Annotated in this window: 20 protein-coding genes; 13 read left to right on the forward strand and 7 right to left on the reverse strand. The window is 61.2% G+C overall.

The window, feature by feature from the left end; genetic code table 11:
• From AB4Z51_RS38985 to AB4Z51_RS39005, 5 genes are all read left to right on the forward strand, one after another.
• A partial coding sequence (locus AB4Z51_RS38985) for a winged helix-turn-helix domain-containing protein (RefSeq protein ID WP_441499246.1) occupies positions 1–540 on the forward strand: 540 nt, incomplete at its 5' end.
• A gap of 117 nt (positions 541–657) precedes the next feature.
• Positions 658–2460 carry a stimulus-sensing domain-containing protein gene (locus AB4Z51_RS38990; RefSeq protein ID WP_166076171.1) on the forward strand — a complete coding sequence of 601 codons (1803 nt, stop codon included), beginning with the start codon at positions 658–660 and terminating at the stop codon, positions 2458–2460.
• On the forward strand, positions 2457–2981 hold the full coding sequence (locus tag AB4Z51_RS38995) for an HPr kinase/phosphorylase (RefSeq protein ID WP_071916918.1): 525 nt from the start codon (positions 2457–2459) through the stop codon (positions 2979–2981). Before AB4Z51_RS38990 ends, AB4Z51_RS38995 begins: the two co-directional genes overlap by 4 nt.
• A 133-nt stretch (positions 2982–3114) precedes the next feature.
• Positions 3115–3516 carry a PTS sugar transporter subunit IIA gene (locus AB4Z51_RS39000; RefSeq protein WP_007597752.1) on the forward strand — a complete coding sequence of 134 codons (402 nt, stop codon included), beginning with the start codon at positions 3115–3117 and terminating at the stop codon, positions 3514–3516.
• Positions 3513–3839, forward strand: a complete 327-nt coding sequence (locus AB4Z51_RS39005; protein ID WP_063980739.1) for an HPr family phosphocarrier protein — start codon at positions 3513–3515, stop codon at positions 3837–3839. Before AB4Z51_RS39000 ends, AB4Z51_RS39005 begins: the two co-directional genes overlap by 4 nt.
• A 151-nt stretch (positions 3840–3990) precedes the next feature.
• Here the strand turns inward: AB4Z51_RS39005 and AB4Z51_RS39010 are convergent, their stop codons facing one another.
• Positions 3991–5616 (reverse strand): glycosyltransferase family 39 protein, encoded by a 1626-nt coding sequence (locus tag AB4Z51_RS39010; RefSeq protein WP_441499259.1) that lies wholly within the window; start codon positions 5614–5616, stop codon positions 3991–3993.
• A gap of 126 nt (positions 5617–5742) precedes the next feature.
• Between AB4Z51_RS39010 and lepA the strand changes: the two genes are divergently transcribed.
• Positions 5743–7554, forward strand: coding sequence for a translation elongation factor 4 (lepA, locus tag AB4Z51_RS39015; protein ID WP_071916919.1), 1812 nt, complete (start codon positions 5743–5745; stop codon positions 7552–7554).
• Between the two features lie 406 nt (positions 7555–7960).
• Here lepA and AB4Z51_RS39020 read toward each other — a convergent pair whose 3' ends face one another.
• Positions 7961–9541: a winged helix-turn-helix domain-containing protein gene (locus AB4Z51_RS39020; protein ID WP_441499247.1), complete on the reverse strand. Its 1581-nt coding sequence runs from the start codon at positions 9539–9541 to the stop codon at positions 7961–7963.
• Positions 9542–9878: 337 nt separating this feature from the next.
• Here AB4Z51_RS39020 and AB4Z51_RS39025 point away from each other — a divergent pair, with 337 nt between their 5' ends.
• Positions 9879–10883, forward strand: coding sequence for an ABC transporter substrate-binding protein (locus AB4Z51_RS39025; protein ID WP_441499248.1), 1005 nt, complete (start codon positions 9879–9881; stop codon positions 10881–10883).
• Between the two features lie 175 nt (positions 10884–11058).
• Here AB4Z51_RS39025 and AB4Z51_RS39030 read toward each other — a convergent pair whose 3' ends face one another.
• On the reverse strand, positions 11059–11559 hold the full coding sequence (locus AB4Z51_RS39030) for a hypothetical protein (RefSeq protein ID WP_441499249.1): 501 nt from the start codon (positions 11557–11559) through the stop codon (positions 11059–11061).
• A 170-nt stretch (positions 11560–11729) separates the two neighbouring features.
• Here AB4Z51_RS39030 and AB4Z51_RS39035 point away from each other — a divergent pair, with 170 nt between their 5' ends.
• The gene (locus AB4Z51_RS39035; RefSeq protein ID WP_441499250.1) at positions 11730–12713 is read left to right on the forward strand and encodes an IS110 family transposase; all 984 of its coding nucleotides are present in this window, start codon (positions 11730–11732) and stop codon (positions 12711–12713) included.
• A gap of 713 nt (positions 12714–13426) precedes the next feature.
• Positions 13427–16573, forward strand: coding sequence for a GAF domain-containing hybrid sensor histidine kinase/response regulator (locus tag AB4Z51_RS39040; RefSeq protein WP_135217189.1), 3147 nt, complete (start codon positions 13427–13429; stop codon positions 16571–16573).
• Positions 16574–17012: 439 nt separating this feature from the next.
• Here the strand turns inward: AB4Z51_RS39040 and AB4Z51_RS39045 are convergent, their stop codons facing one another.
• Together AB4Z51_RS39045 and AB4Z51_RS39050 are read right to left on the reverse strand one after the other, a co-directional pair.
• Positions 17013–17801: a DUF1365 domain-containing protein gene (locus AB4Z51_RS39045; protein ID WP_441499251.1), complete on the reverse strand. Its 789-nt coding sequence runs from the start codon at positions 17799–17801 to the stop codon at positions 17013–17015.
• Positions 17798–19141, reverse strand: a complete 1344-nt coding sequence (locus tag AB4Z51_RS39050) for an NAD(P)/FAD-dependent oxidoreductase (RefSeq protein WP_441499252.1) — start codon at positions 19139–19141, stop codon at positions 17798–17800. Before AB4Z51_RS39050 ends, AB4Z51_RS39045 begins: the two co-directional genes overlap by 4 nt.
• Before the next feature lie 230 nt (positions 19142–19371).
• Here AB4Z51_RS39050 and AB4Z51_RS39055 point away from each other — a divergent pair, with 230 nt between their 5' ends.
• Genes AB4Z51_RS39055 through AB4Z51_RS39070 form a run of 4 tightly spaced genes read left to right on the forward strand, consistent with a single transcriptional unit; the run spans position 19372 to position 22448 of the window.
• Positions 19372–19941 carry a sigma-70 family RNA polymerase sigma factor gene (locus tag AB4Z51_RS39055; protein WP_441499253.1) on the forward strand — a complete coding sequence of 190 codons (570 nt, stop codon included), beginning with the start codon at positions 19372–19374 and terminating at the stop codon, positions 19939–19941.
• Positions 19938–20570 carry a ChrR family anti-sigma-E factor gene (locus tag AB4Z51_RS39060; protein ID WP_441499254.1) on the forward strand — a complete coding sequence of 211 codons (633 nt, stop codon included), beginning with the start codon at positions 19938–19940 and terminating at the stop codon, positions 20568–20570. The genes AB4Z51_RS39055 and AB4Z51_RS39060 overlap by 4 nt, the downstream gene beginning before the upstream one ends.
• A 29-nt stretch (positions 20571–20599) precedes the next feature.
• Positions 20600–21412, forward strand: a complete 813-nt coding sequence (locus AB4Z51_RS39065) for a DUF1295 domain-containing protein (RefSeq protein ID WP_441499255.1) — start codon at positions 20600–20602, stop codon at positions 21410–21412.
• A gap of 1 nt (position 21413) precedes the next feature.
• A complete protein-coding gene (locus AB4Z51_RS39070) occupies positions 21414–22448 on the forward strand; it encodes an SAM-dependent methyltransferase (RefSeq protein WP_441499256.1) in 1035 nt (344 codons plus the stop codon).
• 3 nt (positions 22449–22451) lie between these two features.
• On the opposite strand, the gene AB4Z51_RS39075 is transcribed toward AB4Z51_RS39070, so the two are convergent.
• The gene (locus AB4Z51_RS39075) at positions 22452–22856 is read right to left on the reverse strand and encodes a DUF2177 family protein (protein ID WP_441499257.1); all 405 of its coding nucleotides are present in this window, start codon (positions 22854–22856) and stop codon (positions 22452–22454) included.
• A gap of 597 nt (positions 22857–23453) precedes the next feature.
• Positions 23454–23702, reverse strand: coding sequence for a PilZ domain-containing protein (locus tag AB4Z51_RS39080; RefSeq protein ID WP_441499258.1), 249 nt, complete (start codon positions 23700–23702; stop codon positions 23454–23456).
• Positions 23703–24542: the final 840 nt, after the last annotated feature.

Here is a 24542-nt window from a genome sequence, read left to right on the forward strand (position 1 = left end):
ATGCCGCGCATGGACGGCATGGAAACGCTGCGCCGGCTGCGGCAGAAATCCGACCTGCCGGTGATCTTCCTGACCTCCAAGGACGAAGAGATCGACGAACTGTTCGGCCTCAAGATGGGCGCCGACGACTTCATCCGCAAACCCTTCTCGCAGCGCCTGCTGGTCGAGCGCGTCAAGGCTGTGCTGCGCCGCTCTGCGCCGAAGGACCCGACCGTCGCGCCGAAGGAGAACGATGCCAAGGCGCTCGACCGCGGCCTGCTGCGCATGGACCCCGAACGGCACACCTGCACCTGGAAGAACGAGCCGGTGACGCTGACCGTCACCGAATTCCTGATCCTCCAGGCGCTGGCAACCCGGCCCGGCGTGGTGAAGAGCCGCAACGCGCTSATGGAYGCSGCCTATGACGAYCAGGTCTATGTCGACGACCGCACCATCGACAGCCACATCAAGCGGCTGCGCAAGAAGTTCAAGGTGACCGACAACGAGTTCGAGATGATCGAGACGCTCTACGGCGTCGGCTACCGCTTCAAGGAAGCCTGAGGCTCACGCGCCTTCACGAAAGACTGAGAGCATCGCCGGTTCTCGTTCCATCGGGACCGGGATGGCTCTAGGATGCGGGGACCCTTCGCACGAGATGTCCTAACGCGGGCGTAAGCATTGCTTGACCGAACGCAGCCTGACGAGAACCAGAATGCCGGGGATATCGCATCCGACGGCGTACCGGAGCACGTCGCCGACGACAAGCCGGCCGCGCAAGGTTGGCGGCCGTTCTCCTGGCTGACGCGTGCCGGTCAGTATTTCTTCGCGCTCTCCTTCTCGAGCCTGACCCGCCGCATCGTCTCGCTCAACCTCGCCGGCCTCGTCGCGCTGGTCGCGAGCATTCTCTATCTCTCGCAGTTCCGCGCCGGCCTGATCGACGCGCGTGCGCAGAGTCTGCTGGTGCAGGCCGAGATCATCGCCGGTGCCATCGGAGCGTCGGCGACCGTGCAGACCAACGCGATCACGGTCGATCCTGACCGCCTGCTCGATCTGAAGCTCGGCGACAGCTACGGCGAATCCGACGATTATTCGGCGCTGAACTTCCCGATCAGCCCGGAGCGCGTGGCCCCCGTGCTGCGCACGCTGATCTCGCCGACCAAGACGCGGGCGCGGATATTCGACCCCAACGGGACGGTGCTGCTCGACAGCCGCGACCTCGAGAACGTGCTGATCTTCCCGTTGCCGCCGCCATCGCAGAAGCCCGGCGTGATCGAGCGCGGCCTGACCTCGGTGCGCCTCTGGATCAACCGCGGTGACCTGCCGCTGTATCGCGAGCTCGGGCGCGAGAACGGCAATGGCTATTCGGAAGTGAGCGACGCGCTCCAGGGCCAGAAGCGTTCGATGGTGCGGGTCAATTCGCGCGGCGAGGTGATCGTTTCGGTCGCAGTCCCCGTGCTGCGCTCGCGCGCCATCCACGGCGCCCTGATGCTGTCGACGCAGGGCGACGACATCGACCAGATGGTCACCGCCGAGCGCCTGGCGATCCTGAAGGTCGGCGGCGTAGCTGCCGCGGTCATGATCATGCTGTCGCTGCTGCTCGCCAGCACGATCGCAGGCCCGGTGCGCCGGCTCGCCGACAGCGCCGAGCGCGTCCGCCGCCGCATCAAGGCGCGCATCGAGATTCCCGACTTCACCCGGCGCCGCGACGAAATCGGTCACCTGTCCGGCGCGCTGCGCGACATGACCAGCGCGCTCTACAGCCGCATCGAGGCGATCGAGATGTTCGCCGCCGATGTCGCGCATGAACTGAAGAACCCGCTGACCTCGCTTCGCTCCGCGGTCGAGACGCTGCCGCTGGCGCGCAACGAGACCAGCCGCGCGCGCCTGCTCGAGGTGATCGAGCATGACGTCAAGCGGCTCGACCGCCTCATCTCCGACATCTCCGACGCCAGCCGCCTCGACGCCGAATTGCAGCGCCAGGATGCGGTCCGAGTCGACCTGCGCCGCCTGCTGACGACGCTCGTATCCGTCGCCAATGAAACCAAGCTCGGCCATGACGTCGCGGTCGAAACGCGCTTCGAAGGCCGYGGCGCGACCGACGCGTTCTCCGTGACGGGCCACGATTCACGGCTCGGGCAGGTGGTCTCCAACCTGCTCTCCAACGCGCAGTCGTTCTCCGAGCCCGGCAGCAAGGTGCGCCTCACCTGCCGCCGTGTCCGCTCCGAGATCGAGATCGTGGTCGACGACGACGGTCCCGGCATCCGCGACGACGCGCTGGAGCGCATCTTCGAGCGCTTCTACACCGACCGTCCGCACCAGGGCTTTGGCCAGAACTCCGGCCTCGGCCTGTCGATCTCCAAGCAGATCGTCGATGCCCATGGCGGACGCATCTGGGCCGAGAACCGCCCGGGCCCGGCGGACGAGGACGGAGCGCCTACGGTTGTCGGCGCGCGTTTCGTGGTGAGGCTGCCGGCGCTATGAGCGGCGGTGGCCCCAGCGTTCACGCCTCCGCAGTCAAGGTCGGGACTCTGGCGGTGCTGATCCGCGGGCCCTCAGGCTCCGGCAAGTCGCGCCTTGCCTTCGATTTGATCATGGCGGGACGCGCCGGCGTGGTCGAAAGGGCCGTTCTGGTCGGCGATGACCGTGTCCATCTGGCGACAGTCGGCGATGAAATTGAAGTCCGCCCCGCGCCGCTGCTGGCCGGCCTGATCGAGATTCGGGGACTGGGAATCCGCCGCTGCGACTTCGTGGAGCATGCGACCGTCGGCCTCGTGGTCGATCTGGACGCCGCCGACGCAGAACGGCTGCCTGCGGCGGAATCGCTGAAAACTAGCATTTTCGGTGTCGAAATACCGCGAATCCCCGTCGGGCGCGACTATTCGCCCCTCCCTTTGGTTGTTGCGGCCTTGACCACTACCAAGAGTTCATCTTCCGTTAACCCTTCAGGCGATTGTTTGAAGGGAAATGGTAACCATATGAACCCCACTATCGCGACCGAATAGACCGGCGCAGCTCCCCTCATCCATCCGTCTAGTTTCAGGGAGATACGCAACATCCCCTCTTGCGCGGGGGCTCTGGATGGTCAAAGTGGCGCGTTCGTGCGGTGCACCAAAAGCGCCCGCGAGGAGTTTTCCGATGATTGGTCTAGTACTTGTGACCCACGGGCGCCTTGCCGACGAATTCAAGGCAGCGCTTGAGCATGTCATGGGCCCACAAAAGCAAATCGAAGCGATCACGATCGGTGCCGAAGATGATTCCGATCTCTGCCGAAGCGACATCATCGAGGCGGTCAACCGCGTCGATTCCGGCGACGGCGTCGCGATTCTCACCGACATGTTCGGCGGCACGCCGTCGAACCTTGCAATATCCTGCATGAGCCGGCCGAAGGTCGAGGTGCTCGCGGGCATCAACCTTCCCATGCTGGTGAAGCTTGCCAAGGTGCGCGAGGAGCGTCCGCTGCCCGACGCGATCGCGATGGCCCAGGAAGCGGGTCGCAAATACGTCACCATTGCCAGCCGCGTGCTCGCCGGCAAATGAGCGACGACGCGCCGCTCGGAAACCAGGCCGGGACAGGCGTGCCGGCGGGAGCCATTTCCAAAGACCTCCTGATCATCAACAAGCGCGGCCTGCACGCCCGCGCCTCGGCGAAATTCGTCCAGGCGGTGGAGCGCTTCAACGCGCAGGTGTGGGTGACGCGCGGCGGCGAGACCGTCGGCGGCACCTCGATCATGGGCCTGATGATGCTGGCCGCAGGACCGGGCACGACGATCACGGTCGCCGCCGCCGGTGACGATGCCCAGGCTGCGCTTGCGGCGATTACCGAGCTCGTTGAGAGCAAGTTCAACGAGGAAGGGATCTGAGCCACGCGCTCGGTGCCGTAGGGTGGGCAAAGGCGCGTAGCGCCGTGCCCACCATCTCGCGACAATCGCCATAGAAGTGGTGGGCACGCTTCCGCCGTCGCTCTTCGAGCTATGGCGGACAAGTCGCTTTGCCCACCCTACGACAGCTCGGTCACTTCGCCGGCGGCGCGATGTAGATATTCCAGCTCATCGACGGGCCGGCCTTGCCGTGGGTGAAGCGGCGCGTCGTCATCACGATGCGCTCGGCGTTCGGCGCGATCTCCGAGACCCATTTCTCGAACGCCGGCAGGCGGCCATCGGTTGGATCGAACACGCCGATGAAACCATACTTCTTGGCATCCTCGCGCGACGTCAGCCCGGAATCCCAGGCTTCGAGCGGCATCAACGCGGCCGGATGATCGGGGCTGTAGAACACCATCGGCTGGATCGACTCCATGGTGCCGGCGACGACCGCCCAGCGCGAGCCGAAACGCGTGTGCCAGGCCTGCGTCAATTCATGCGCCAACTCCGAGCGCGCGCCGTAGGTCGCCGTATTGCTGGCATTGGCCGCCATCTCGCGCGCGGCGATCCAGGGCGAGGCGGCGAGCGTGGCGACGCTGAGCACGAGCCAGATCACGGCGATGTTGAACAGGGCCGCACTCTGCACCCGCAGCGCCGGGATCGCGACCAGCGCCAAGGGCACCAGGAAGAACAGCGAGATGCCCCAATCGGTCTTCATGTAGATGCTGAAGGCCAGCGCGCCGAGCGGCGGGCCGACCGCGACGATGATCTGGATGATCCAGACGTTCAACGCCTGCGCAACATTGACGCCGGGATTGGCGCCACGCCCCCAGGCGCGCGTGACGATGCGTAACGGTGCGCGCAGCAGCAGCGTGAACCAATGCGGCACCAGCGCCATTGCGAGAGCGGCCAGCGCCACCGGCAACGCCAGCAGCGCCAAATTATGCAGGGCGTAGCCCGCCACGAGCTGATGGACCTGGCGGCTGTCATCGAGGCTGTAGGTATCGCCGGCATAGGTCAGCGGCACGAAATGCACGCCCGCAAGCCAGACGATGTGCGGGATCATCGCCACCACCATGGTCACGATCGCGACCCACGGCGCCGGCGACAGCAGGAATCGCAGCCGGTCGGGATGGATCAGCGCGGCAAGGCCGATGGCACCGATCATGGTCAGCACCCAGTATTTGGTCATCAGCGCCAGCGCGCCGGCGAGCCCGAACCAGATACCGGACTGCCAGGTCCGCTTCTCGAAGGCGTTGAGATAGGCGAGCACGAGCAGCGGCAGCGTGACGAGCTGGAGCAGGTCGGGGTTGTACTTGAAACCCTTGAAATTGAAGATCGGGTAGAGCGCGACCATCACCACGACCAGGAACGCGCGCCGCGCGTCCACGACGCGCAAGCTCAGCAGCCAGCAGATCACCATGCCGACGCCGACGGTCGCCATCGCCAGCGCATAGGTCGCCCAGTCCGCCGCCGGGAACACCTTGAACCAGAGGCCGGCGACCCAGCCCGACAGCGGCGGGTGCTTGCCGTAGCCCCACAGGAACTCCTGGCCCCAGCCATAGGCTTCTGCGACGTCCATGTGAACGTCCTGCGCTGCCTTGAGATTGATCAGGATGAAGGTCCAGAGCACCGCATGCAGGATGGCGAGCTGGATCACCAGCCAGAGCCGCGCTTCGGGCCGGATCGCGCAGGCAACCAGCCAGGCCCGGAAGCGGTTAAGGCTCACCCGGGCTTTTACGCGTGTTCGGGCGGAGGGGATCGAGGTCGTGGACATGAGCCTGGACATGGGCCGTTGCGTAGCGCGTTTTGGGCCCTCGTGGAATCAGCTTGGCGTGAAGAAAGGCCCTGAAAATACAGCAATATGGTTGCCGCACGGGGATGTGAGTGGTATCCCGCGCCCATGACGACCGTCCCCATTTCGAACATCCGCAACTTCTCCATCGTCGCCCATATCGACCATGGCAAGTCGACGCTGGCCGACCGCCTGATCCAGATGACCGGCGGCCTCACTGACCGTGAAATGGCGGGCAAGGAGCAGGTGCTCGATTCCATGGACATCGAGCGCGAGCGCGGCATCACCATCAAGGCGCAGACGGTGCGCCTCGCCTACCACGCCAAGGACGGCAAGGATTACATCTTCAACCTGATGGACACGCCCGGCCATGTCGACTTCGCCTACGAAGTCTCGCGGTCGCTGGCGGCCTGCGAGGGTTCCCTGCTGGTGGTCGACGCCAGCCAGGGCGTCGAAGCGCAGACGCTCGCCAACGTCTATCAGGCGCTCGACAACAACCACGAGATCGTCCCGGTCCTGAACAAGGTCGACCTTCCCGCGGCCGAACCCGAGAAGATCAAGCAGCAGATCGAGGACGTCATCGGCATCGATGCCTCCGACGCCGTGATGATCTCGGCCAAGACCGGCCTCGGCGTCCCCGACGTGCTGGAAGCCATCGTCACCCGCCTGCCGCCGCCGAAGGGCGACCGCGACGCGACCTTGAAGGCCCTCTTGGTCGACAGCTGGTACGACGTCTATCTCGGCGTGGTCGTGCTGATCCGCGTGGTCGACGGCGTCATGAAGAAGAACCAGCGCATCCGCATGATGGGCACAGGCGCGGCGTATGACGTCGAGCGCGTCGGCTTCTTCACCCCGAAGATGGAGCAGGTCGACGAGCTCGGCCCCGGCGAGATAGGCTTCATCACCGCGGCGATCAAGGAAGTCGCCGACACCCGCGTCGGCGACACCATCACCGACGACCGGAAGCCGGTCACCGAAATGCTGCCGGGCTTCAAGCCGGCGATCCCGGTGGTGTTCTGCGGCCTGTTCCCGGCCGACGCCAATGACTTCGAAACGCTGCGCGGGGCGATGGGCAAGCTGCGCCTCAACGACGCGAGCTTCTCCTACGAGATGGAAACCTCGGCTGCGCTGGGCTTCGGCTTCCGCTGCGGCTTCCTCGGGCTATTGCACCTCGAGATTATCCAGGAGCGGCTGTCGCGCGAGTTCGACCTCAACCTGATCGCGACCGCGCCAAGCGTGATCTACAAGATGCACCTGACCGACGGCCAGGAGATCTCGATCCACAATCCCGTCGACATGCCCGACGTGGTCAAGATCGCCGATATCGAGGAGCCCTGGATCGAGGCCACCATCCTCACTCCCGACGAATATCTCGGCAGCGTGTTGAAGCTGTGCCAGGACCGCCGCGGCGCGCAGAAGGAGCTGACCTATGTCGGCTCCCGCGCCATGGTGAAGTACGATCTGCCGCTCAACGAAGTCGTGTTCGACTTCTACGACCGCCTGAAATCGGTCTCGAAAGGCTACGCCTCGTTCGACTATCACCTGACCGACTACAAGGTGGCCGATCTCGTCAAGATGCAGATCCTGGTCAACAACGAGCCGGTCGACGCGCTGTCGATGCTGGTGCATCGCACCCGCGCGGAGGGGCGCGGCCGCGCGATGGTCGAGAAGATGAAGGAGCTGATCCCGCCGCACATGTTCCAGATCCCGATCCAGGCGGCGATCGGCGGCAAGGTGATCGCGCGCGAGACGGTGCGCGCCCTGCGCAAGGACGTCACCGCGAAGTGCTACGGCGGCGACATCACGCGTAAGCGGAAACTTCTGGAGAAGCAGAAGGAAGGCAAGAAGAAGATGCGGCAGTTCGGCAAGGTCGACATCCCGCAGGAAGCCTTCATTGCCGCGCTGAAGGTGGATAGCTGAGGCGAGTGCTCGGGCCACTCCGGACCTGACGAGATTGGGGTCCGGCCCGGATATCGGGGCCGAAAACAAAATTCGCGAAAACAACCCCATGCACCGTAGCCGGGCCCTTGTCGGCATTGGGCTTTTTCGATTTTACGAAATCGATTTGACCCGTCGGGCAAAACAGGGGCATGATGATATCATGGCAGCGGGTGTGCAGCAGGCGTCCATCAGGACGCACCTTCTCTGCCGCCGACCGATTGGCAACCTCTGAATTCGATATCCAGGCGCCACGTCGGTGACGGCTTGCGTCGGCTACTGGCCCGTCAACCGACCTGCCAGGCGTTTGTCCTCGAAGACTGCTTTTGACCCTAAGCGGAGTTCGATCGGCGCTCTTGCCAACTCAGCAGTCAACTGGCCGCCGACATCATCCCTCCGGTACTCCGGCAATGTGCATTCCCTTAACAAAGCGCTTGATTCCTGCGACGAACGTCGCCTCGCCGCTCACTGAAACGCCTTTGACGCGACGGATGGTAAACGCTGGATCGAGCGAAAGTCCCGTTTTCGCCGCGACTTGCGCCTCGTCCAGCCTTCCAAGAAGTGCGAGCGCTGCAGCGTATCCGAAATGCAAGAGCGGATAGTTTCGATTGGCTTCGATTCCTCGAGCAAACCAGACCGCTGCTTCAGCGTCGGCAGCGATCAGCAGCTTGGCAAAGGCCGCCGTATTCATCCATCGAAAGGCGGAGATATCGCGAGGGGACAGCCGCAGCGCTTCATTGATGTGGGACTCCGTATCCGCAGCGCAACCCATATAATTTTTGGCGACGCCCAGCATCTCGTGAGCGTCAGCCAAATTGCGGTCCAGGGCCAAGGCTCGCTCGMACTCAGCCATGCCTCGGGCCACGCGATTCGTACAGATGAGTACGACGGCTAAGGTGAAATGAGCCCAGGCATGGTCCGGAGCGAGGCACAGCGCCCTCAGCACTTTTGTCTCTGCCGCTGTCAGATGTTCGTGGGGATGGTCGGTTAGGAACAACACTCCAAGTGCGGCCTCGACCGTCGCCGTCCAGCTCAAGGCGTCGATATTGTTGGGATCAATCGCCAAGGCTTGTTCAAAAAAAAGGCGAGCTTCTGCCAAATATTCGGGTGTCAATCCTTTGTTCCAGGAATAGCGGCCCTGGAAATAGAGATCGGCAGCATCGGGATTCAGCGTTCTTGCCGCGCGCCGCGACTCTGCGACAACGAGTTGGACGTCTAGAGTCCGCGCAATCCTGGCTACGATTTCGTCCTGCATATCGAGCAGATCGGCGAAGGGCTTGTCGAAGCGGTCGGCCCACAAATGATTGCCCGTCGTCGCATCGATCAATTGAACATTCACCCGGAGACGATCGTCGCAACGCTGCACCGAGCCTTCGAGCGCGTAGCGAACATTCAACTCACGACCAATCTGCCTGACATCGACCGATTTGCCTTTGTAGGTGAACGCGGTGTGTTGGCCGATGACAAATGAGCCGCTGATGCGCGATAAATCCGTGGTGAGGCTCCCGGTCACACCATCGACAAAGTAGTCCTGCTCGGGGGCGCTGCTGAGGTTCGCGAAGGGCAACACGACGATGGAAAGACGAGGTGGTGAAAGCGACCTCTGCGCTGCATCATTGTTCTGCGCCACATGGCCAAAGGGGACGGTTGTGGGCCTTTGCGCCTCCTGCACTGTGCCAACAAAGCGGAAACCCTTGCGGGGCATCGTCTTTATCAGGCGCTGTTTCTCGCCCGTGTCGCCAATTGCGCCGCGAGCTGCATTCATGCGCGTCGTGAGCGCGGCATCCGAGACGATACGACCACTCCAGACCGCACCGAGAAGATCGTCCTTGCTGACAACCCGTTCCCTGTTGCAAATGAGGTATAGGAGCAAGTCAAACGTCTGTGGCGCAGTCGCAATCAGCTCGGCTCCGCAGCGCAGCTCGCGCTGGTCCGTGTCCAATACGTAGTCCTCGAAGAGATAGCGCAACGCCGTCTTCTCCGCCCGATAGACCACATTTCATCGCGAACGCGCTCATCGCGGAACGACACCAAGAATAGCCGGAGACGAGAGAAAAGTAAGCTGTTCGTTCAGGGATGACCGACGGCGGCCGATATGGAGCGGCTAGGCACTTCCGCTCGTGCCCCATCGCTTCCGTTGACGCGGTGCAGCTATGTCGGGTGATGGCGGCAGAGCGGAAGTTTGCCCCTGAGCGCCAAACCGACGCTTTTGACCCAACCCGGACATCGCAGAGCCACCTTTGATTTTCAGTATGGCCTTTTAGACGCTAAGATGCGTTGACCTAGACTCTGGCTAGGGGGCGAACATGCGGCGGCGTGCTTTTCTCGGTGCCGTTTGTGGTGCGGTAGCATTGCCGCGGCTGGCTGCGGCGGCGGAGAGCGCCAAGAAGAAACGTCTTGCTATTTTCGTCCCGTCAGAGCCGAGCGCGGACTGGCACGAGCTTAGCGGGAAAAAATATCCTCGAGCCCTCTTCGCCGAGCTGCGACGGTTGGGACAGATCGAGGGACAAAACCTCAAAGTCGAAAGTTATGGACGAGAGCAAAACACGTCCGGCCTCGAGGCCTTGGCGACGGAAATCGTTAGCAGCAACCCGGACGTCATTCTCCTCGGTGGTCCTGGCGCACTCATCTTCAAAAAACTGACATCGCGTATTCCAATCGTAACGATAACTGCCGACCCCGTTCGACTGGGGATTGCCGAAAGTCTGGCTCGCCCGGGCGGAAATTTTACGGGAGCCAGCATCGACGCCGGTCCATCAATTCATGGAAAGCGGATTGCACTGCTGCGCGAAATCTTTCCTTCAATATCAAAACTTGGCTTGCTCGCTCTTCACATCCAATACAGCGGGCTCGTCGAGGGTTCGCCTATCCCCRCAGCGGCCCAGGAGGCTGGCCTACCTATCGCGGCGTCGCTACTGGATGTTGGTGCTCAAGAAAATGACTGGCGGGCAGCGGTAGAGAGCCTTTCCGGCGAAGGCGCAAATGCAGTCATGGTGGTCGACTCCCCTGAAACTTTTCAAAACAGCGCTTTGATCGCCAAGTTGCTGACCGACGCGAGACTTCCGGCGATTTTCGCGTTCACCGAATCCGTCGAAGCCGGGGGCCTAATGGCCTACTCCTTTGATCTAGTCGAATTGTATAAGCGCGCGGCCAACAACATCGACGCAATTTTCCGCGGAGCAAAAGCTGGCGATATTCCATTCTACCAAGTGACCAAATTCGATCTGTCCATCAACTTGAAGACGGCCAGGCAGCTGGGCCTTTCCGTCTCTCCTGCACTCTCGGCCAGTGCCGACAAGGTCATCGAGTGAACAGGTCCGGTTATGGCCCGCGGGTGACATGCCCGCGCAGTCTGACGATTTCCGTTCACAGGGGCAGACCGGAAGGGAGCGGCACGCGGCCATCGTGACGCGATTGATCCGAAGGCGACACACGGCGAGCTTCAACTTCGGGACGTCAACCCTATTGGCCAATCGTAGTTCGAGATTATTGAGCCTGCTTCAAGTAGGCTTCAACCTCGCGCAGGTCATTCTGCGCAGGAACTGACAGAAGAGCCTGAGACGGACTGCACCACGGATAGGGAAGCGAAGATAGCCAGCGCATCACGCCATCGAGTTCGGCGCCCGATAAGACTTTCATGACTTCAATGGTGATCACCAGCCTCACCACTTTTCCGTGCTCATTGAAATGCCAGTCGTAACGTCCGCATCCAACTCGCAGCGGCTGCCCGCCGGCCTTAGCGGACATCCCCACCAACCAATGGCACTGAAAGCGCGTTCGGTCAGCCTCGGGAGGCTGGGATAGGCAGAAGGTGTAGATGTTCTCGTATTCGACACCAAAACGACGCACCAAAATTTCTTCCACGGCGTTCAAGCCAGAAGCCGTGTTGGGGAACGAAATGGCGTCGGTCTTGACCACCATTTCGAGTGCGATGTCTTCAGAGAACGCCTGCCTCATCAAGAACGGTCGGTTGCCGTCCTTGGCCAAGATGTAGCTTCTTACTGCTTCGGCAGGTGTGGGCATGGTGCCTCAGGCTAGCACACTCAGGCTACGAACGGGAATGTCCGCTTCTGATGCTGTGGACGGCTCCTCCACGGGCACGAGAGTGCCAAGGAGTGGGCGCCGCTTGAAGCTCCCACGATTCGGAGGAGCAGCCTATGCAGTCAATTTCAACGATTGGTCTGGATATCGCGAAGTCGGTCTTTCAAGTGCATGGCGTCGATGCAGCCGGTCAGGTGGTCATACGCCGTCAGCTCAAGCGCCGCTTCGTGCTGTCCTTCTTTGAGAAGTTGCCGCCGTGCCTGGTGGGAATCGAGGCTTGCGCGTCATCCCATTATTGGTCCCGCGAGCTGCGGGCGTTGGGGCATACGGTGCAATTGATGCCTCCGGCCTATGTGAAGCCCTACGTCAAGCGGCAGAAGAACGACAGCACCGACGCGGARGCGATTTGCGAGGCGGTCACGAGACCCAACATGCGGTTYGTGCCGATCAAAACGATCGAGCAACAGAGCTGTCTGATGCTTCATCGCGTGCGCCATCTCTTCATTCGCCAGCAGACTGCCGTCATCAAGTCAATCCGCGCTTATCTGGCCGAGTTCGGGATCGTCGCCCCCGTCGGGCGCAGGGGTGTCGAACAGCTGTTGGAAGTCGTCGCCGATCCAGCTGAACGCCGCCTCCCGGAGGTGGCCCGTGCGTGTCTTGCGGCTCTCGGCAGTCAGTTGCGGGCACTGAAGGCTCAGATCCTGGAGTTCGACCGGCGCATTATCGCCTGGCATCGATCAAGCGCGACGAGCAAGCGACTGGATGCGATCCCTGGCATCGGTCCAGCGCTGGCAACAGCGCTAGTCGCGAGCGTTGCCGATGCCAATGCCTTCCGATCGGGACGCGACTTCTCGGCCTGGGTTGGGCTCGTACCGAAGCAGAACTCCAGTGGGGGCAAGGACAGGCTTGGCAGTATCAGCAAGCAAGGCGATCGCTATTTGCGCAGCCTGTTCACAGCTGGCGCGCTCGCCGTGATCCGCTATGCCAAGATCCATGGCACGGGCCATCGGCCCTGGCTCACCGCGTTGTTGGCGCGGCGCCCCACCAAGGTCGCTGCCATCGCACTCGCCAATAAGCTCGCCAGGATGGCATGGCGATGATGGCCAGGAACTAACGTTACAAGGAACCCGCCGCTCTTACGGCGTGAACGAGATCACAGCCGGTCATCCGGGTGTGACGTAACGGTTGGAAGGGCGAACAGCACTAATGCAGCGCCGGTCGATCCGGCGATCACGACAACCCACTAGGGCCACAGCATCGTCGAATGCGTGCTATTGACCGGGACCTGATCCGCGGAGGGCATTGTGGCCAGCGGTCACGTGAACCGCGCTAACAGGCCGAACACATGGCTGCTCCGACCAATGCTGCAAAGTGAAGATTCTTCTTGCCAACCCGGAGCCGTCCACACATGGCCCTTAGCGGTCGTCACGGCAACGATGACGACGTGTTGGATTCACGGGGCATCAGACGTGGTCGGCAAGTCCGGCCCGGCATCCAGAGACATCCCTCCGTTGTCGCGATTGCCGCAATGGGCTTCATGTCGCGCGGCACTCTTCATCGGTACTTGGTGCTAAGTCCTCAGGACGCATTCCGCGGATGATCCAGTCCTTCGGCAGGATTTCGGGAAACCCCTCGGCCTCACGCCTTTGGCGGTTTGAGCCACGGTTAGCAGCTGCTTTTTGTAGGCATATCCGGAACGGGAACCTAGGCTTGCTGCCCGCCGTTATGCAATTCGTCTGCGGATCGCCTGGCTCAGGGCACGCCCCTGAAATTAGTAAGAAATCAATATGCTCAAAGAGACAAAGGAAGATCGATGACGTTGCGAGCTACGCCATCGGTCGACCGCACGTCCGTCCTTGACACCCTGGGCGATTTCATCCGTCGGATCGACGATCCCGATGCTCTTGCCTATGCCGCGGCTGAACTTCTCGGAAGCAGTCTGGGGGTCAGCAGGGCCGGCTATGGTACGGTCGATACATCGGCCGAGACGATCACCATAAGCCGTGACTGGAATGCGCCGGGCATATCGAGCCTGGCGGGCGTTCTTCGCTTCCGCGACTACGGTAGCTACATCGAGGATCTGAAGCGCGGTGAGACGGTCATCTGTGCGGATGCGGAGAAGGACCCTCGTATCGGCGAGCGTGCCGATGCTCTTAAAGCAATATCGGCTCGCGCCCTGGTCAACATGCCAATCTCCGAGTCCGACGGCGTTGTGGCACTCCTGTACTTGAACAACGCGGAGCCACGGGAGTGGACCGCAGAAGAACTCGAACTGGTGCGCGAAGTTGCCGAGCGAACCCGCACAGCTGTGGAACGTCGTCGGGCCGAGGTCGCTGTCAGGGAAAACGAGGCTCGCCTGACGTTTCTGGATGCCCTCAACAGGGAAACCGCCAAAACCAGAGACGCAGACGGCGTTTTAGCTGTGACGACTAGGATGCTTGGCGAACATCTGATGGTATCGAGCTGTGCCTACGCCGATATGGATCCGGACGAGGACGGCTTTACCATTCGGGGAGACTGGGCGGCACCGGGGGCAATGCACATTCTTGGGCACTATAGCCTGGCCGATTTCGGTCAAAAGGCCGTAACCGAGCTCGGAGCGGGCCGCCCCCTGGTCATCAATGACAATTCGAAAGAGATTGCGCCCGAAGAAGCGGCTACGTTCCAGAACATTGGAATCCGCGCTACGATTTGCATGCCCTTCGTGAAGGAAGGACGGCTGACAGCCTTGATGGCGATCCATCATCGGCAAGCGCACTGGTGGAGCAAGCGCGAACTCGCATTGCTTACAGAGGTGACCGAACGCTCGTGGGCGCACATCGAACGTGTACGGTCGGAGCAGGCAGCCCGGGAAGCGGCAGAGCGACTCGGCCTCGCCAACAAGGCTGCCGGCATAGGCACTTGGGACTATGATCCGGTCAATGACGTTCTGCGATGGGACGATCGTTGCAAAGAATTGTTCGGCTTGTCGCCTCAGGCGGAAATAAGTTACGAAGGCGCGTTCCTGAAGGGCTTGCATCCGGACGACAGGCAGCGTGCGCACGAAGCGGTCTCTGAAGCACTGGAGCCGCCGTCTCCCAAGCCTTATAACATCGAATACCGAACCATAGGTGTCGAGGATGGAACCGAGCGCTGGATCGCGGCGACCGGCGAGGCGATCTTTTCGGGAGGAAAGGCCGTCCGCTTCATCGGCACCGTTCTGGACATCAGTGCGCAGAAGAAATCCGAGCGCCATCTGCGCATACTGAACGACACCGGTGCTTCCGTGGCCCGCGAACGCGATCTCGAGAAGATAGTTCAGACCGTAACCGATGCCGGCGTCGAGCTCTCGGGGGCTCAATTCGGCGCCTTCTTCTACAACGTCCTTACACCGGACGGTGGAAGCTACATGCTCTATTCGTTGTCTGGCGTACCACGATCGGCATTCGAAAACTTCCCTATGCCACGCAATACGGCGGTCTTCGAGCCGACGTTCTTGGGTACGGGCGTGGTGCGATCAGACGACATCCTGAAAGATCCGCGCTATGGCAAGAATGCTCCGCGAAAAGGAATGCCGGAAGGTCACCTTCCCGTCAGGTCATATCTGGCGGTACCCGTAATTTCACGTTCGGGCGAAGTACTTGGCGGACTTTTCTTCGGTCACGCTGAGCCAAGGAAGTTTCAAATCGAGCACGAAACCACACTTCTGGGCATCGCCGGCCACGCCGCCACTGCGATCGACAACGCGCGCCTTCTGATGCGACTGGAGTCCCTCAATGCCGATTTGGAGCGACGCGTAGCCGAGGAGATATCGGAACGTATGAAGGCCGAGGAGCAGCTCCGGCAGTCTCAGAAGATGGAAGCTGTCGGTCAATTGACGGGCGGGATTGCACACGACTTCAACAACATGCTGGCCGTGATCATCGGCAGTCTGAATCTTGCCAAACGACGACTGGGCAAGGGAGAAATCGACGTGGACCGCTTCATCGAGGGAGCCATAGATGGTGCAAATCGGGCAGCCACGCTGACTCAGCGCCTACTGGCGTTTTCACGCCAACAGCCGCTTGCGCCCGAGGTCATGGACCTCAACAAGATGGTTGGCGGGATGAGCGAGCTGCTCGACCGGTCGCTGGGAGAACTCGTCCGTCTCGAGATGGTTCTGGCGGCCGGGGTTTGGCGGGTCAAAGCTGACCCCGCTCAGCTGGAAAGTGTCGTGCTAAATCTCGCAGTGAATGCGCGTGACGCCATGCCGAGGGGTGGCAAGCTGACGATCGAAACAAGCAATTCGTCTATAGACCAGAAGTATGCGCGTGAGTACGCGCTGACGCCCGGTCAGTATGTCCTGCTTGCCGTCACTGACAATGGCGTTGGAATGCCTGAAAACGTCCTTGGTAAAGTATTTGACCCATTCTTCACGACGAAGGAGGTGGGCAAGGGCACCGGCCTAGGTCTCAGCCAAGTCTACGGCTTCGTGCGGCAGTCGGGCGGTCACGTAAAGTTATATTCCGAAGTGGGAGTAGGAACGACGGTCAAAGTCTATCTTCCGCGCTTTTTCGGCGTCGAGGAGACATCGGGTGCGCCCGAGCCGAAGGCGAACATCGGCGCGAGCCTGCACAAAGAGACCATCCTCGTCGTAGAAGATGATGAGCGGGTTCGCAATATCTCGTCGGAAAGCCTGCGTGACCTGGGCTATACGGTCGTCGAGGCGGCAGGTGCTAAAGAGGCGATCAGAAAGATCGACGACGGACTCGTCCCGGATCTGCTCTTTACGGACGTGGTCATGCCCGACACGACAGGCGCCGAATTGGCGAGCCGGGCCTTAGAGCGATTGCCGGGGTTGAAGGTGCTGTTCACGACCGGCTATACGCGCAACGCCATTGTCCACAATGGCATGCTCGATGCCGGCAAACACTTGATTTCCAAGCCATTCAATATCGAAGACCTAGCGGCGAAGGTCCGCGGACTGCTCGATGAGATCTAGGTCCAATGCTGGTCTGTCCGACTTCGCACGAATCGCGCTGCCACGTTTGTTTGTTCAGTTCGGCGTAAACTCTCTGGTCCATCGGCTTGATAGCACACCCCAGAGACATGTCTGGAGCAAGAGGTAGTGCAGAAGTGGTCCGACTCAGAGGCCGACCCTGCCTTTGACCCGACTTCTTACAGCACGGTAAAGCTCACTACCGGGACCAGCCTGTGATTGAGCAGACACCAAGCCCTTTCGGATCCCAGCCCCTCCAAACCGCTCGAGGGCAAGCGCGTTGTGCGCTGAATATGGTCGCTGGAAGCTTCGGCGAAACTGACGGCCTCGCCTCGAAGTCGTCCGATGAAACCAGAGGAAACGCAGCAGCCGGCCAATCATCCGGGTTGCAAACGCGAGGGCCCGGCGACGATATCGGGAGATATCGAGGAAAAATCTTGCCTCACGACTGCATTCCCTGACTGCCGGTGGCTTTGGCTGCGCCCTGCACCGCCTGGTCACGCGGGTAAAAGCGAAAGCCTTTGAGCACCATCCGCAACGCATGCCAATGGATCCCCGCGATGACCTTCAATGTCAGCAACGGGTGACTGGCAAGAGCCTTGATCAGCGCGCCATCTGTCAACTCGTGACGCTTTCCCGACAGCGATGCCGCAATGACTGTATTGCCGTTCTCCTTGCCGTGGATGGACACCTCGACCCGCGCGGCCGGCGGCAGAACGCGAAATCCATATGACATGTCCATGCCCAGAAACGGCGAGACGTAGAATTCCTTAGGGCAATGCTGCTCGATAATCTCTGTCGTGGCGCCGTAGACCGGCAGCACATAGCTGTGCCGCTCGCCGAAGGTGTTGTGCACTTCGTAGATGATCGCCTCGACCGCACCGTCGAGCCTGAAGCAAAAATAGACACCCAGCGGGTTGAAGCCGTAGCCGAGAATGCGCGGCATGCAGAGCAGCTTGATTGTGAGCTGGTCGGTCCGGCATCCGGCACGACTGAGAAGGACCCGAGCTTGTTCGAGAAGCGAGAGGTCACTGCCGTCGCCATGGTCGGCGTCGTGGAAGCTGGCGAGATTGAAGCGGTCGTGCGAGAAGAACTTGAGACGTTTCGAAAGGCTGTCGATCTCGTTCAGATCGAGCAGCATCCAGAACACCCGGTAGCGGAGCCGATGCGTCCGGGGCAGGAGACGGCGGTGAACTACCCGACCAGTGTAGAGGCACGATGAAGGTGTCATGCAACAAGTCGCCCGGTCTGATATCGGCTCGCATTGCCGATGTAGATGCGGCCAGCTTCGTTTTCAACGCGCCACGGCCGCCGGACGCCGCCGAGGGTTTCGGCAACGGCGAGCCCCGACTGGAGTCCATCCTCGTGGAAACCGGCGCCGAAATAGGAGCCGCAGAACCATACGCGATCCTGGCCTTGCAAGGACCACAGGCGGCGCTGGGCACTCATGGCCGCGGCATCGAAGATCGGATGGCCGTAATGTTCCTCGTGCAAAATCTGCTTCGGTCCGGCCATGGGGTTGAGCGTCACGAACAGGTTTTGCGTCGTCGGCAACGGCTGGAGGGCGTTCATCCAGTAGGTCACGGTTGGATGCTCCGTGCTGCCTCTGCCGCCAATATAGTTCCAGCTGGCCCAGGCTGCTTTGCGCTGCGGCATCAAGGCCGGGTCTCTGTGGAGAACGGTGCGATTTTGGCTGTAGCGGAATGCTCCGAGCAGACCGCGCTCCGATGCCGTCGGCTCCTCCAGCAGAGCAAGCGCTTGGTCGGCATGCGCTGCGATGACGATGTCATCGAACTGGTCGGTGTGGCCACCGTTATCCCTGACCTCGACGCAGTCCCGGCAGCGCCGGATCGCCGCGACACCACGGGCAAGACGGATGCCATCCCTGAAACGATGCGTCAGCGCATCGACATAGGTTCGGCTGCCTCCGACGACCGTCCGCCATTGCGGTCGATTTCGCAGGCGCAGCAGCCCATGATTGTCATGAAAGCGAATGAACGAGGCGGCCGGATATTGCAGCATCAGGCTCGGCGAGGCCGACCAGATCGCCGAGGCCATCGGCAACAGATGGTCGCTGCGAAAGACCTCGCCGTAATAGCCGGCGTCGAGATATTGCTCCAGGGAGGAGAGATCGTCGAGAGACGACAGATCCCGCGGTGCCTCGCGATAGAACCGCCAAAGGTCGTTGAGCATCGACCAAAAACGAGGACGAAAGACATTGCTGCGTTGGGCAAACAGCCCGTTCAGGCTGCTCCCTGAGTATTCCAGTTCGCCTTCTTCGAGAGAGACCGCGAATGACATGTCAGAGGCGTGGGTCGGTACATCGAGATGGGCGAACAGCGCCGTGAGATTGGGATAGGTCTTCTCGTTATAGACGATGAACCCGGTATCGACCGGAATGACCCCATCGGGAGTGCTGACCTCGACGGTGTTGGAATGGCCGCCGAGCCGTCTATCCCGTTCATAGACGGTCACGTCATGCCGCTGGCTAAGGAGCCATGCAGCGGACATTCCGGATATGCCGGTTCCAACGACCGCAATCCGCTTCCGCAGTACGTGCTCGTCCTGCATCCGCCCCGTCCTCTGGCTAAGCCTGTTGAAGCGCCCTTTTTGACGTTCCAAGACTGATACGGACGAGGAACGATCTTGGATCACGTCCGCCGGCGGTGATCCAAAGCCGAACGGGACACGTATCAGAGTGTATGCAAATCACCGGTGCAGCGGCTAGGCTGGGGTACGGCGGGTGTCGGCCCGGGCCAGGGGAGAGACGGCGACGATGGGACAGTCGGCCGAAAACCACCATGCGTTACGAGGCTGAACCGATTACGCCGCAAAAAGCTGCCGACCTCGTTCGAGCAATCGCAACGCGCCGTGATCGCGAGGCGTTCAAAGACCTCTTCAATTTCTACGCGCCCCGCATCAAGTCGGTGCTGATAAGGGGCGGCGCGGCGGGCGAGATCGCCGAGGATCTGGCGCAGGAGACCTTGATCGCTGTATGGCGGAGGGCCAACAGCTATGATCCCCAGAGAGCGACCGTGTCCGCCTGGATCTTCACCATTGCCCGGAATCTACGCATTGATCGATTTCGGAGGGATCAGCGCGCGCAGCTTCATCAGGTGTACGAACTAATACTCCCCGCCGAGACTGATCCGCCGGATGTGCCGTTTGAGGCCGTCGAGCGAGAGAGCCGCGTGCGGGCGGCGCTGGACGGCTTGCCGGAGGATCAAGTCCGAGTGGTGGAGCTGTCATTTTTCGAAGGCAACGCCCATGGCGATATCGCCAAGAAGCTCGGCATTCCTCTCGGCACGGTAAAATCCCGGCTGCGGCTGGCCATGGCGCGCTTGCGCGACTTCCTTGGTGAGGACTCATGACGATCACACATCACCCGGGTGACGAAACGCTGGCGGCCTTCGCAGCGGGCACTCTTGACGAGCCCCGTAGCGTCGTCGTGGCAGCCCATGTCGCGCTGTGCCCGCATTGCCGGACGACAGTCGCTGCCTTCGAACAGTTTGGCGGCACATTGGTCGAGCGGGCGGTGCCGGTCGCCTCGCGCGCTGGGGCGCTGGACGAGGCGCTCGCGCGGTTGGACAAGGCCGCACCACTGGCGGCGGCCATCCGTCAAGCAGAGCCGGATTGTCCCGCGGTGCTTGCCCCCTACGAGGTTGGACAATGGCGATGGATCGGGCCCGGTGTTCACTGGAGAAGGGTTGAGGTTCCCGAGAGCGAGGGCACGCGCGTCTTCATGTTGAAATCCGCGCCAAGATCTTCGCTGCCCCACCACGGTCATTCCGGAGTCGAGTGGACCTGTGTGCTCCAGGGCGCGTTCCGCCACGATCTCGGGCGCTATGGTCCCGGCGACTTCGACGAGGCCGACAACACCGTCGACCACACTCCGTTTGTCGAAGAGGGAGATGTCTGCATCTGCCTGGTTGCCATGCAGGGCACTCTCCAACTGCGCGGCTGGCTTGGAAGACTGCTGCAACCTTTCGTTCGGTTGTGAATCCCACCACCATTTGCATCGGATCCTAAATGGCGGTTTCCACATTCGTCCTCGGTCTGGTCGGCGTTTCGGCGGCGCTCTCCGTCATCATGACCATCGCCTGGCTGGTCTGGCGCGGCTCGCGCAATTCGGGATGGGTCGACACGATCTGGACGTTCGGGCTTGGCTTGGTCGGCTTTGCCGGCGCCGTGATTGCCACGCCGATGCGTCTTCAGAGCGTCCTCGTCGCGGCGATGGCGGCGATCTGGTCGCTTCGGCTCGGATTACACATCGCGCGCCGCACGCGTGGAATCACGGACGATCCGCGCTATGCCAAGCTCATTCGGGGCTGGGGAGCCGACGCATCACTGAACATGTTCTGGCTGTTGCAGAAGCAGGCGCTCGTCAGCATTCCGCTCGGACTTTCGATGTGGCTCGCGGCTAATGCTCCCGGTTCGGTGCCCCCAGTGCAAGCCGTGATCGCGGTGCTGACTTTTGTCGTGGCGATCACAGGCGAAGCGACGGCTGACGAGCAACTTCGACGGTTTCGTCACGACACGGCGAACAAGGGAAAAGTCTGCGACGTCGGGCTGTGGAGGTGGTCGCGTCACCCCAATTACTTCTTCGAATGGCTCGGCTGGCTTGCTTATCCCGTACTGGCGATAGATCTCACGGGAAATGCACTTTGGGGATATTTCGCGCTTATCGCGCCGCTCTGCATGTACTGGCTGCTCGTCTATGTCTCAGGCATTCCGCCGCTCGAAGAACACATGCTGGCCAATCGCGGCGATGCATTTCGTAACTACCAGATGACCACGAACGTGTTCTTTCCCGGACCGCCGAAGACATCCACGGGAGGCTAGCTTGACACTGACAGAGACTGCGATCCGCCTCGGCGAAGCGTTGCCGTGGCCCGATAGCGTCAGCGCGGCCGTCATCAGCCGCCTGGTTGAACGTACGCAGCGTGACCTGGCGAAATCCCCGGGCGGTTTGGACGCAAGCTTCTCGCGCGCGATCGCGGCGTTGCCGGTCGCGATTAACACCGCCGAGGCGAATACCCAGCATTACGAGATCCCGGCACGGTTCTTCGAGCTGATCCTTGGCACACAGCGAAAGTACTCGTGCTGCTTCTATGGCGACGATCGCGACACGCTGGCAGAGGCCGAAGAGCGCGCGCTGGAAATCACCTCCGGGCATGCAAAGCTCGAGGACGGTCAGGATATTCTCGAGCTGGGATGCGGCTGGGGTTCCCTGTCGTTGTGGATGGCGCGGCGCTACCCGAATTCGCGCATCACCTCAGTGTCGAATTCCGCTTCGCAGCGGGAATTCATCCTTAGTCAGGCCGGGGCGGCGAATATCCGCAACCTCTCGGTCATCACCGCCGACATGAACGAGTTTTTGCCTAGCGACCAATTCGACCGCATCGTCTCCGTGGAGATGTTCGAGCATATGGTCAACTGGCGGCCTCTGCTGACACGCATGCGCGCCGCACTGCGTCCCGGCGGCCTGCTGTTCCTGCACATCTTCACGCACAAGTCAGGCTCATACCGCTTTTCGCCTGAAAACCGCTCGGACTGGATTGCGCAGCATTTCTTCACCGGCGGCATCATGCCGAGCCGTAGGTTGATCCGGCAGTTCCAGTATGTCTTCAGCGTGGATGCCGAGTGGCAGTGGAACGGCCGGCACTATGAGAAGACGGCCCGGGACTGGCTGGCCAATTACGACCGGCATCGAACCGAAATCTTCGAGGTGCTGAAGCAGGTCTACGGCAAGGACGCGCGTCTTTGGCAGCGGCGATGGCGCTTGTTCTTTCTAGCCACGAGCGGCCTGTTCGGCCACGCCGGCGGCGAGGTGTGGGGCGTCAGCCACCATCTACTGTCGCCGTCCCGTCCGTCCTGACCGTCAGGCGTTCGAAACGGCGCGAACGACTAGAGCGCTGACGAAGGCTGCGAGCGCGGAGGCGGCAGCACCATAAGCGATGTCGAGCACCGTGAGCTGCAGCGTCCAATTGCGCAGCGTTGCGAAATTGGTAAGGTCATACGTAGCGTAGGCGATCGCTCCGAAAAGCGCGGCCAATCCGATGACCGAGGTCACGGAACCCGACTTCAGTCCGGGCATGACGCCGAAGACGAGAAGTCCTACTGGATAAATCGCATAGAATGTCACCGCAGGGGCCACCCGGAGATCGGTCAGCAGAATATCTCCAAGTGTCGGACGATAGAGCGCAGGTCCCATCAAACTCAGCCAGATGGCGTCGACTGCGCCAAAGGCAATCAGCGCAGTGATATAGCCGGTCACATAAGCCATCGGGCTCTCCCATTCTCGCCGTACCTATACGCTCGAGAATGGCTCCTGGATCAGGACTTCCAATCGGCAATGCGGGTCAGTCCGGATTTCATCAAAAGGCGACAAGCACGCGTTGACGGGTCGCGATGGTCTGAGTTTGCCGGTCGCATGGGTACGCGTCGCGCTATCGCGAGAGACGGGATTTACGATCGATCCTACTTCGCTGCCTATTGCCCGGGCTGAACGAAGTCGGTTATGTCGACGTTGAACGGGCGCGGCCATCGCCCCGCCTCTTAACCCTCTGATGCCCAACGAAATTTAAGCGCATGCCGACAAAACTGCGGTCACGGATTGCTAAAAACGGCCCGCTGGGTACGCCGCCCCGCGCCGCCGTCGACACCATTCGCAAAGGATACCGACCCGATCCTCCGCCAGCAGCACGGAGCCCGCGGTCGTTTGGTTCTTCGTGTTCCTGCCAATCTTCATTGCTGCTCTACGCGATCGTCGGGAAAGATGCATGTGAGATGAGAGCTAGCCTAGCACTGAGGTGAGCGGCCGCTTTCGCGGGCCCGCGGCTTCGAGCGCTGTAGGAACACGTGTCCCGCAATCGCCTACACATCAATCCGCAAATTCAACACCGATACGGCCGCCTGAACGCCAGATTATACGGCAACTTCTTTCGACGCGATCTTTCGCAATCATGAGCTTGAACCGATCTCTTATGCTATGCCCAGCTGATAAGGGCAGCTCGACTGCTGCTCCGTGGTCCGTGATGTCGACGACGCGGCAACAGGTGCTCGATCCGTCGCCGAAAATGTAAGCGACCTCGTTTGTTTCGATGCGCTGTTGTCTGCGACGTTCCTGCACTGTTTCTATCTGCCTTTAGTCCTTGTCAGACGGCACGCCAGCTCGTGCTTGAACGCCGACGCCGTATTGTGGCCTTCGGCTTAGGGGCGGTGGAAGCGATCACTCTGTCGAGCGGCACGCCAAACGCGTAGGGTAGATGGGCTCCGATTGCCCTGCGTACCCGCGGCACTCTTCACCAATCCGCGAGGGCCAATCGTATAGCTATAACGATTGACATCGAGTTACCGCTCGCAACTTTAACGAAAGCAGGCTTGGCACGAGGTCGCGCGTTACTGCGCAGCCCTTCACTGGGTGAAGAGCCCACTAGCAGCGAGCCCGGCGACGACCTCGCTCAGCCCCATTCAATAGCGTTCAAGGCGGACCGCGGTTGGTTGTTGAGATCGGCCAAAGCGCGTCGGGCGCGCCGTAAGGTCGCGCAAGGTGCTGTGTCCTGCCTCGGCCACTTGGCTCAATTGCTCCGCGATGTACTTCCGACTTTCGTGATCGCCACCATGCGGAAGCTCAGCACACACTTGCTCTAAGACAACGTCTATGCCTGCCCGCACACGGGTGCTGAATTCGCCCATTGCAAAAGTTCCTCGAAGGTAGAAGCGCGTTAACATGCCGCATCCGATGCGAGAGCTCAACATCACAGTTCTCTGATGGTTATGAGGTGGCTTGGGCGGGTTCTTTGCAGCGTTCGTTCCTCGCCATCATCGTTCAGACTATCCTGCCGAGTTTGTTGGCGAGCGCGATGGCGGCCGAAATGGCAATGATTGATCGCATCGTTCGCCTCCTTGCTCTACCAGAGGATTCAATTGCTCCTACCGTTTTTGGCGGCGCGCACCGTCTCACTGAAGT

The organism is Bradyrhizobium sp. 2TAF36 (assembly GCF_052114925.1).
Lineage (GTDB): Bacteria > Pseudomonadota > Alphaproteobacteria > Rhizobiales > Xanthobacteraceae > Bradyrhizobium > Bradyrhizobium barranii.

Excerpts from the sequence above, each read along its gene's own strand:
- lepA (WP_071916919.1), top strand. The coding sequence starts at position 5,743 with ATGACGACCGTCCCCATTTCGAACATCCGCAACTTCTCCATCGTCGCC.
- AB4Z51_RS39040 (WP_135217189.1), top strand. The coding sequence starts at position 13,427 with ATGACGTTGCGAGCTACGCCATCGGTCGACCGCACGTCCGTCCTTGAC.
- AB4Z51_RS39075 (WP_441499257.1), bottom strand. The coding sequence starts at position 22,856 with ATGGCTTATGTGACCGGCTATATCACTGCGCTGATTGCCTTTGGCGCA.
- AB4Z51_RS39010 (WP_441499259.1), bottom strand. The coding sequence starts at position 5,616 with ATGTCCACGACCTCGATCCCCTCCGCCCGAACACGCGTAAAAGCCCGG.
- AB4Z51_RS39005 (WP_063980739.1), top strand. The coding sequence starts at position 3,513 with ATGAGCGACGACGCGCCGCTCGGAAACCAGGCCGGGACAGGCGTGCCG.
- AB4Z51_RS39055 (WP_441499253.1), top strand. The coding sequence starts at position 19,372 with ATGCGTTACGAGGCTGAACCGATTACGCCGCAAAAAGCTGCCGACCTC.
- AB4Z51_RS39045 (WP_441499251.1), bottom strand. The coding sequence starts at position 17,801 with ATGACACCTTCATCGTGCCTCTACACTGGTCGGGTAGTTCACCGCCGT.
- AB4Z51_RS39050 (WP_441499252.1), bottom strand. The coding sequence starts at position 19,141 with ATGCAGGACGAGCACGTACTGCGGAAGCGGATTGCGGTCGTTGGAACC.
- AB4Z51_RS39000 (WP_007597752.1), top strand. The coding sequence starts at position 3,115 with ATGATTGGTCTAGTACTTGTGACCCACGGGCGCCTTGCCGACGAATTC.
- AB4Z51_RS39060 (WP_441499254.1), top strand. The coding sequence starts at position 19,938 with ATGACGATCACACATCACCCGGGTGACGAAACGCTGGCGGCCTTCGCA.
- AB4Z51_RS38995 (WP_071916918.1), top strand. The coding sequence starts at position 2,457 with ATGAGCGGCGGTGGCCCCAGCGTTCACGCCTCCGCAGTCAAGGTCGGG.
- AB4Z51_RS39065 (WP_441499255.1), top strand. The coding sequence starts at position 20,600 with ATGGCGGTTTCCACATTCGTCCTCGGTCTGGTCGGCGTTTCGGCGGCG.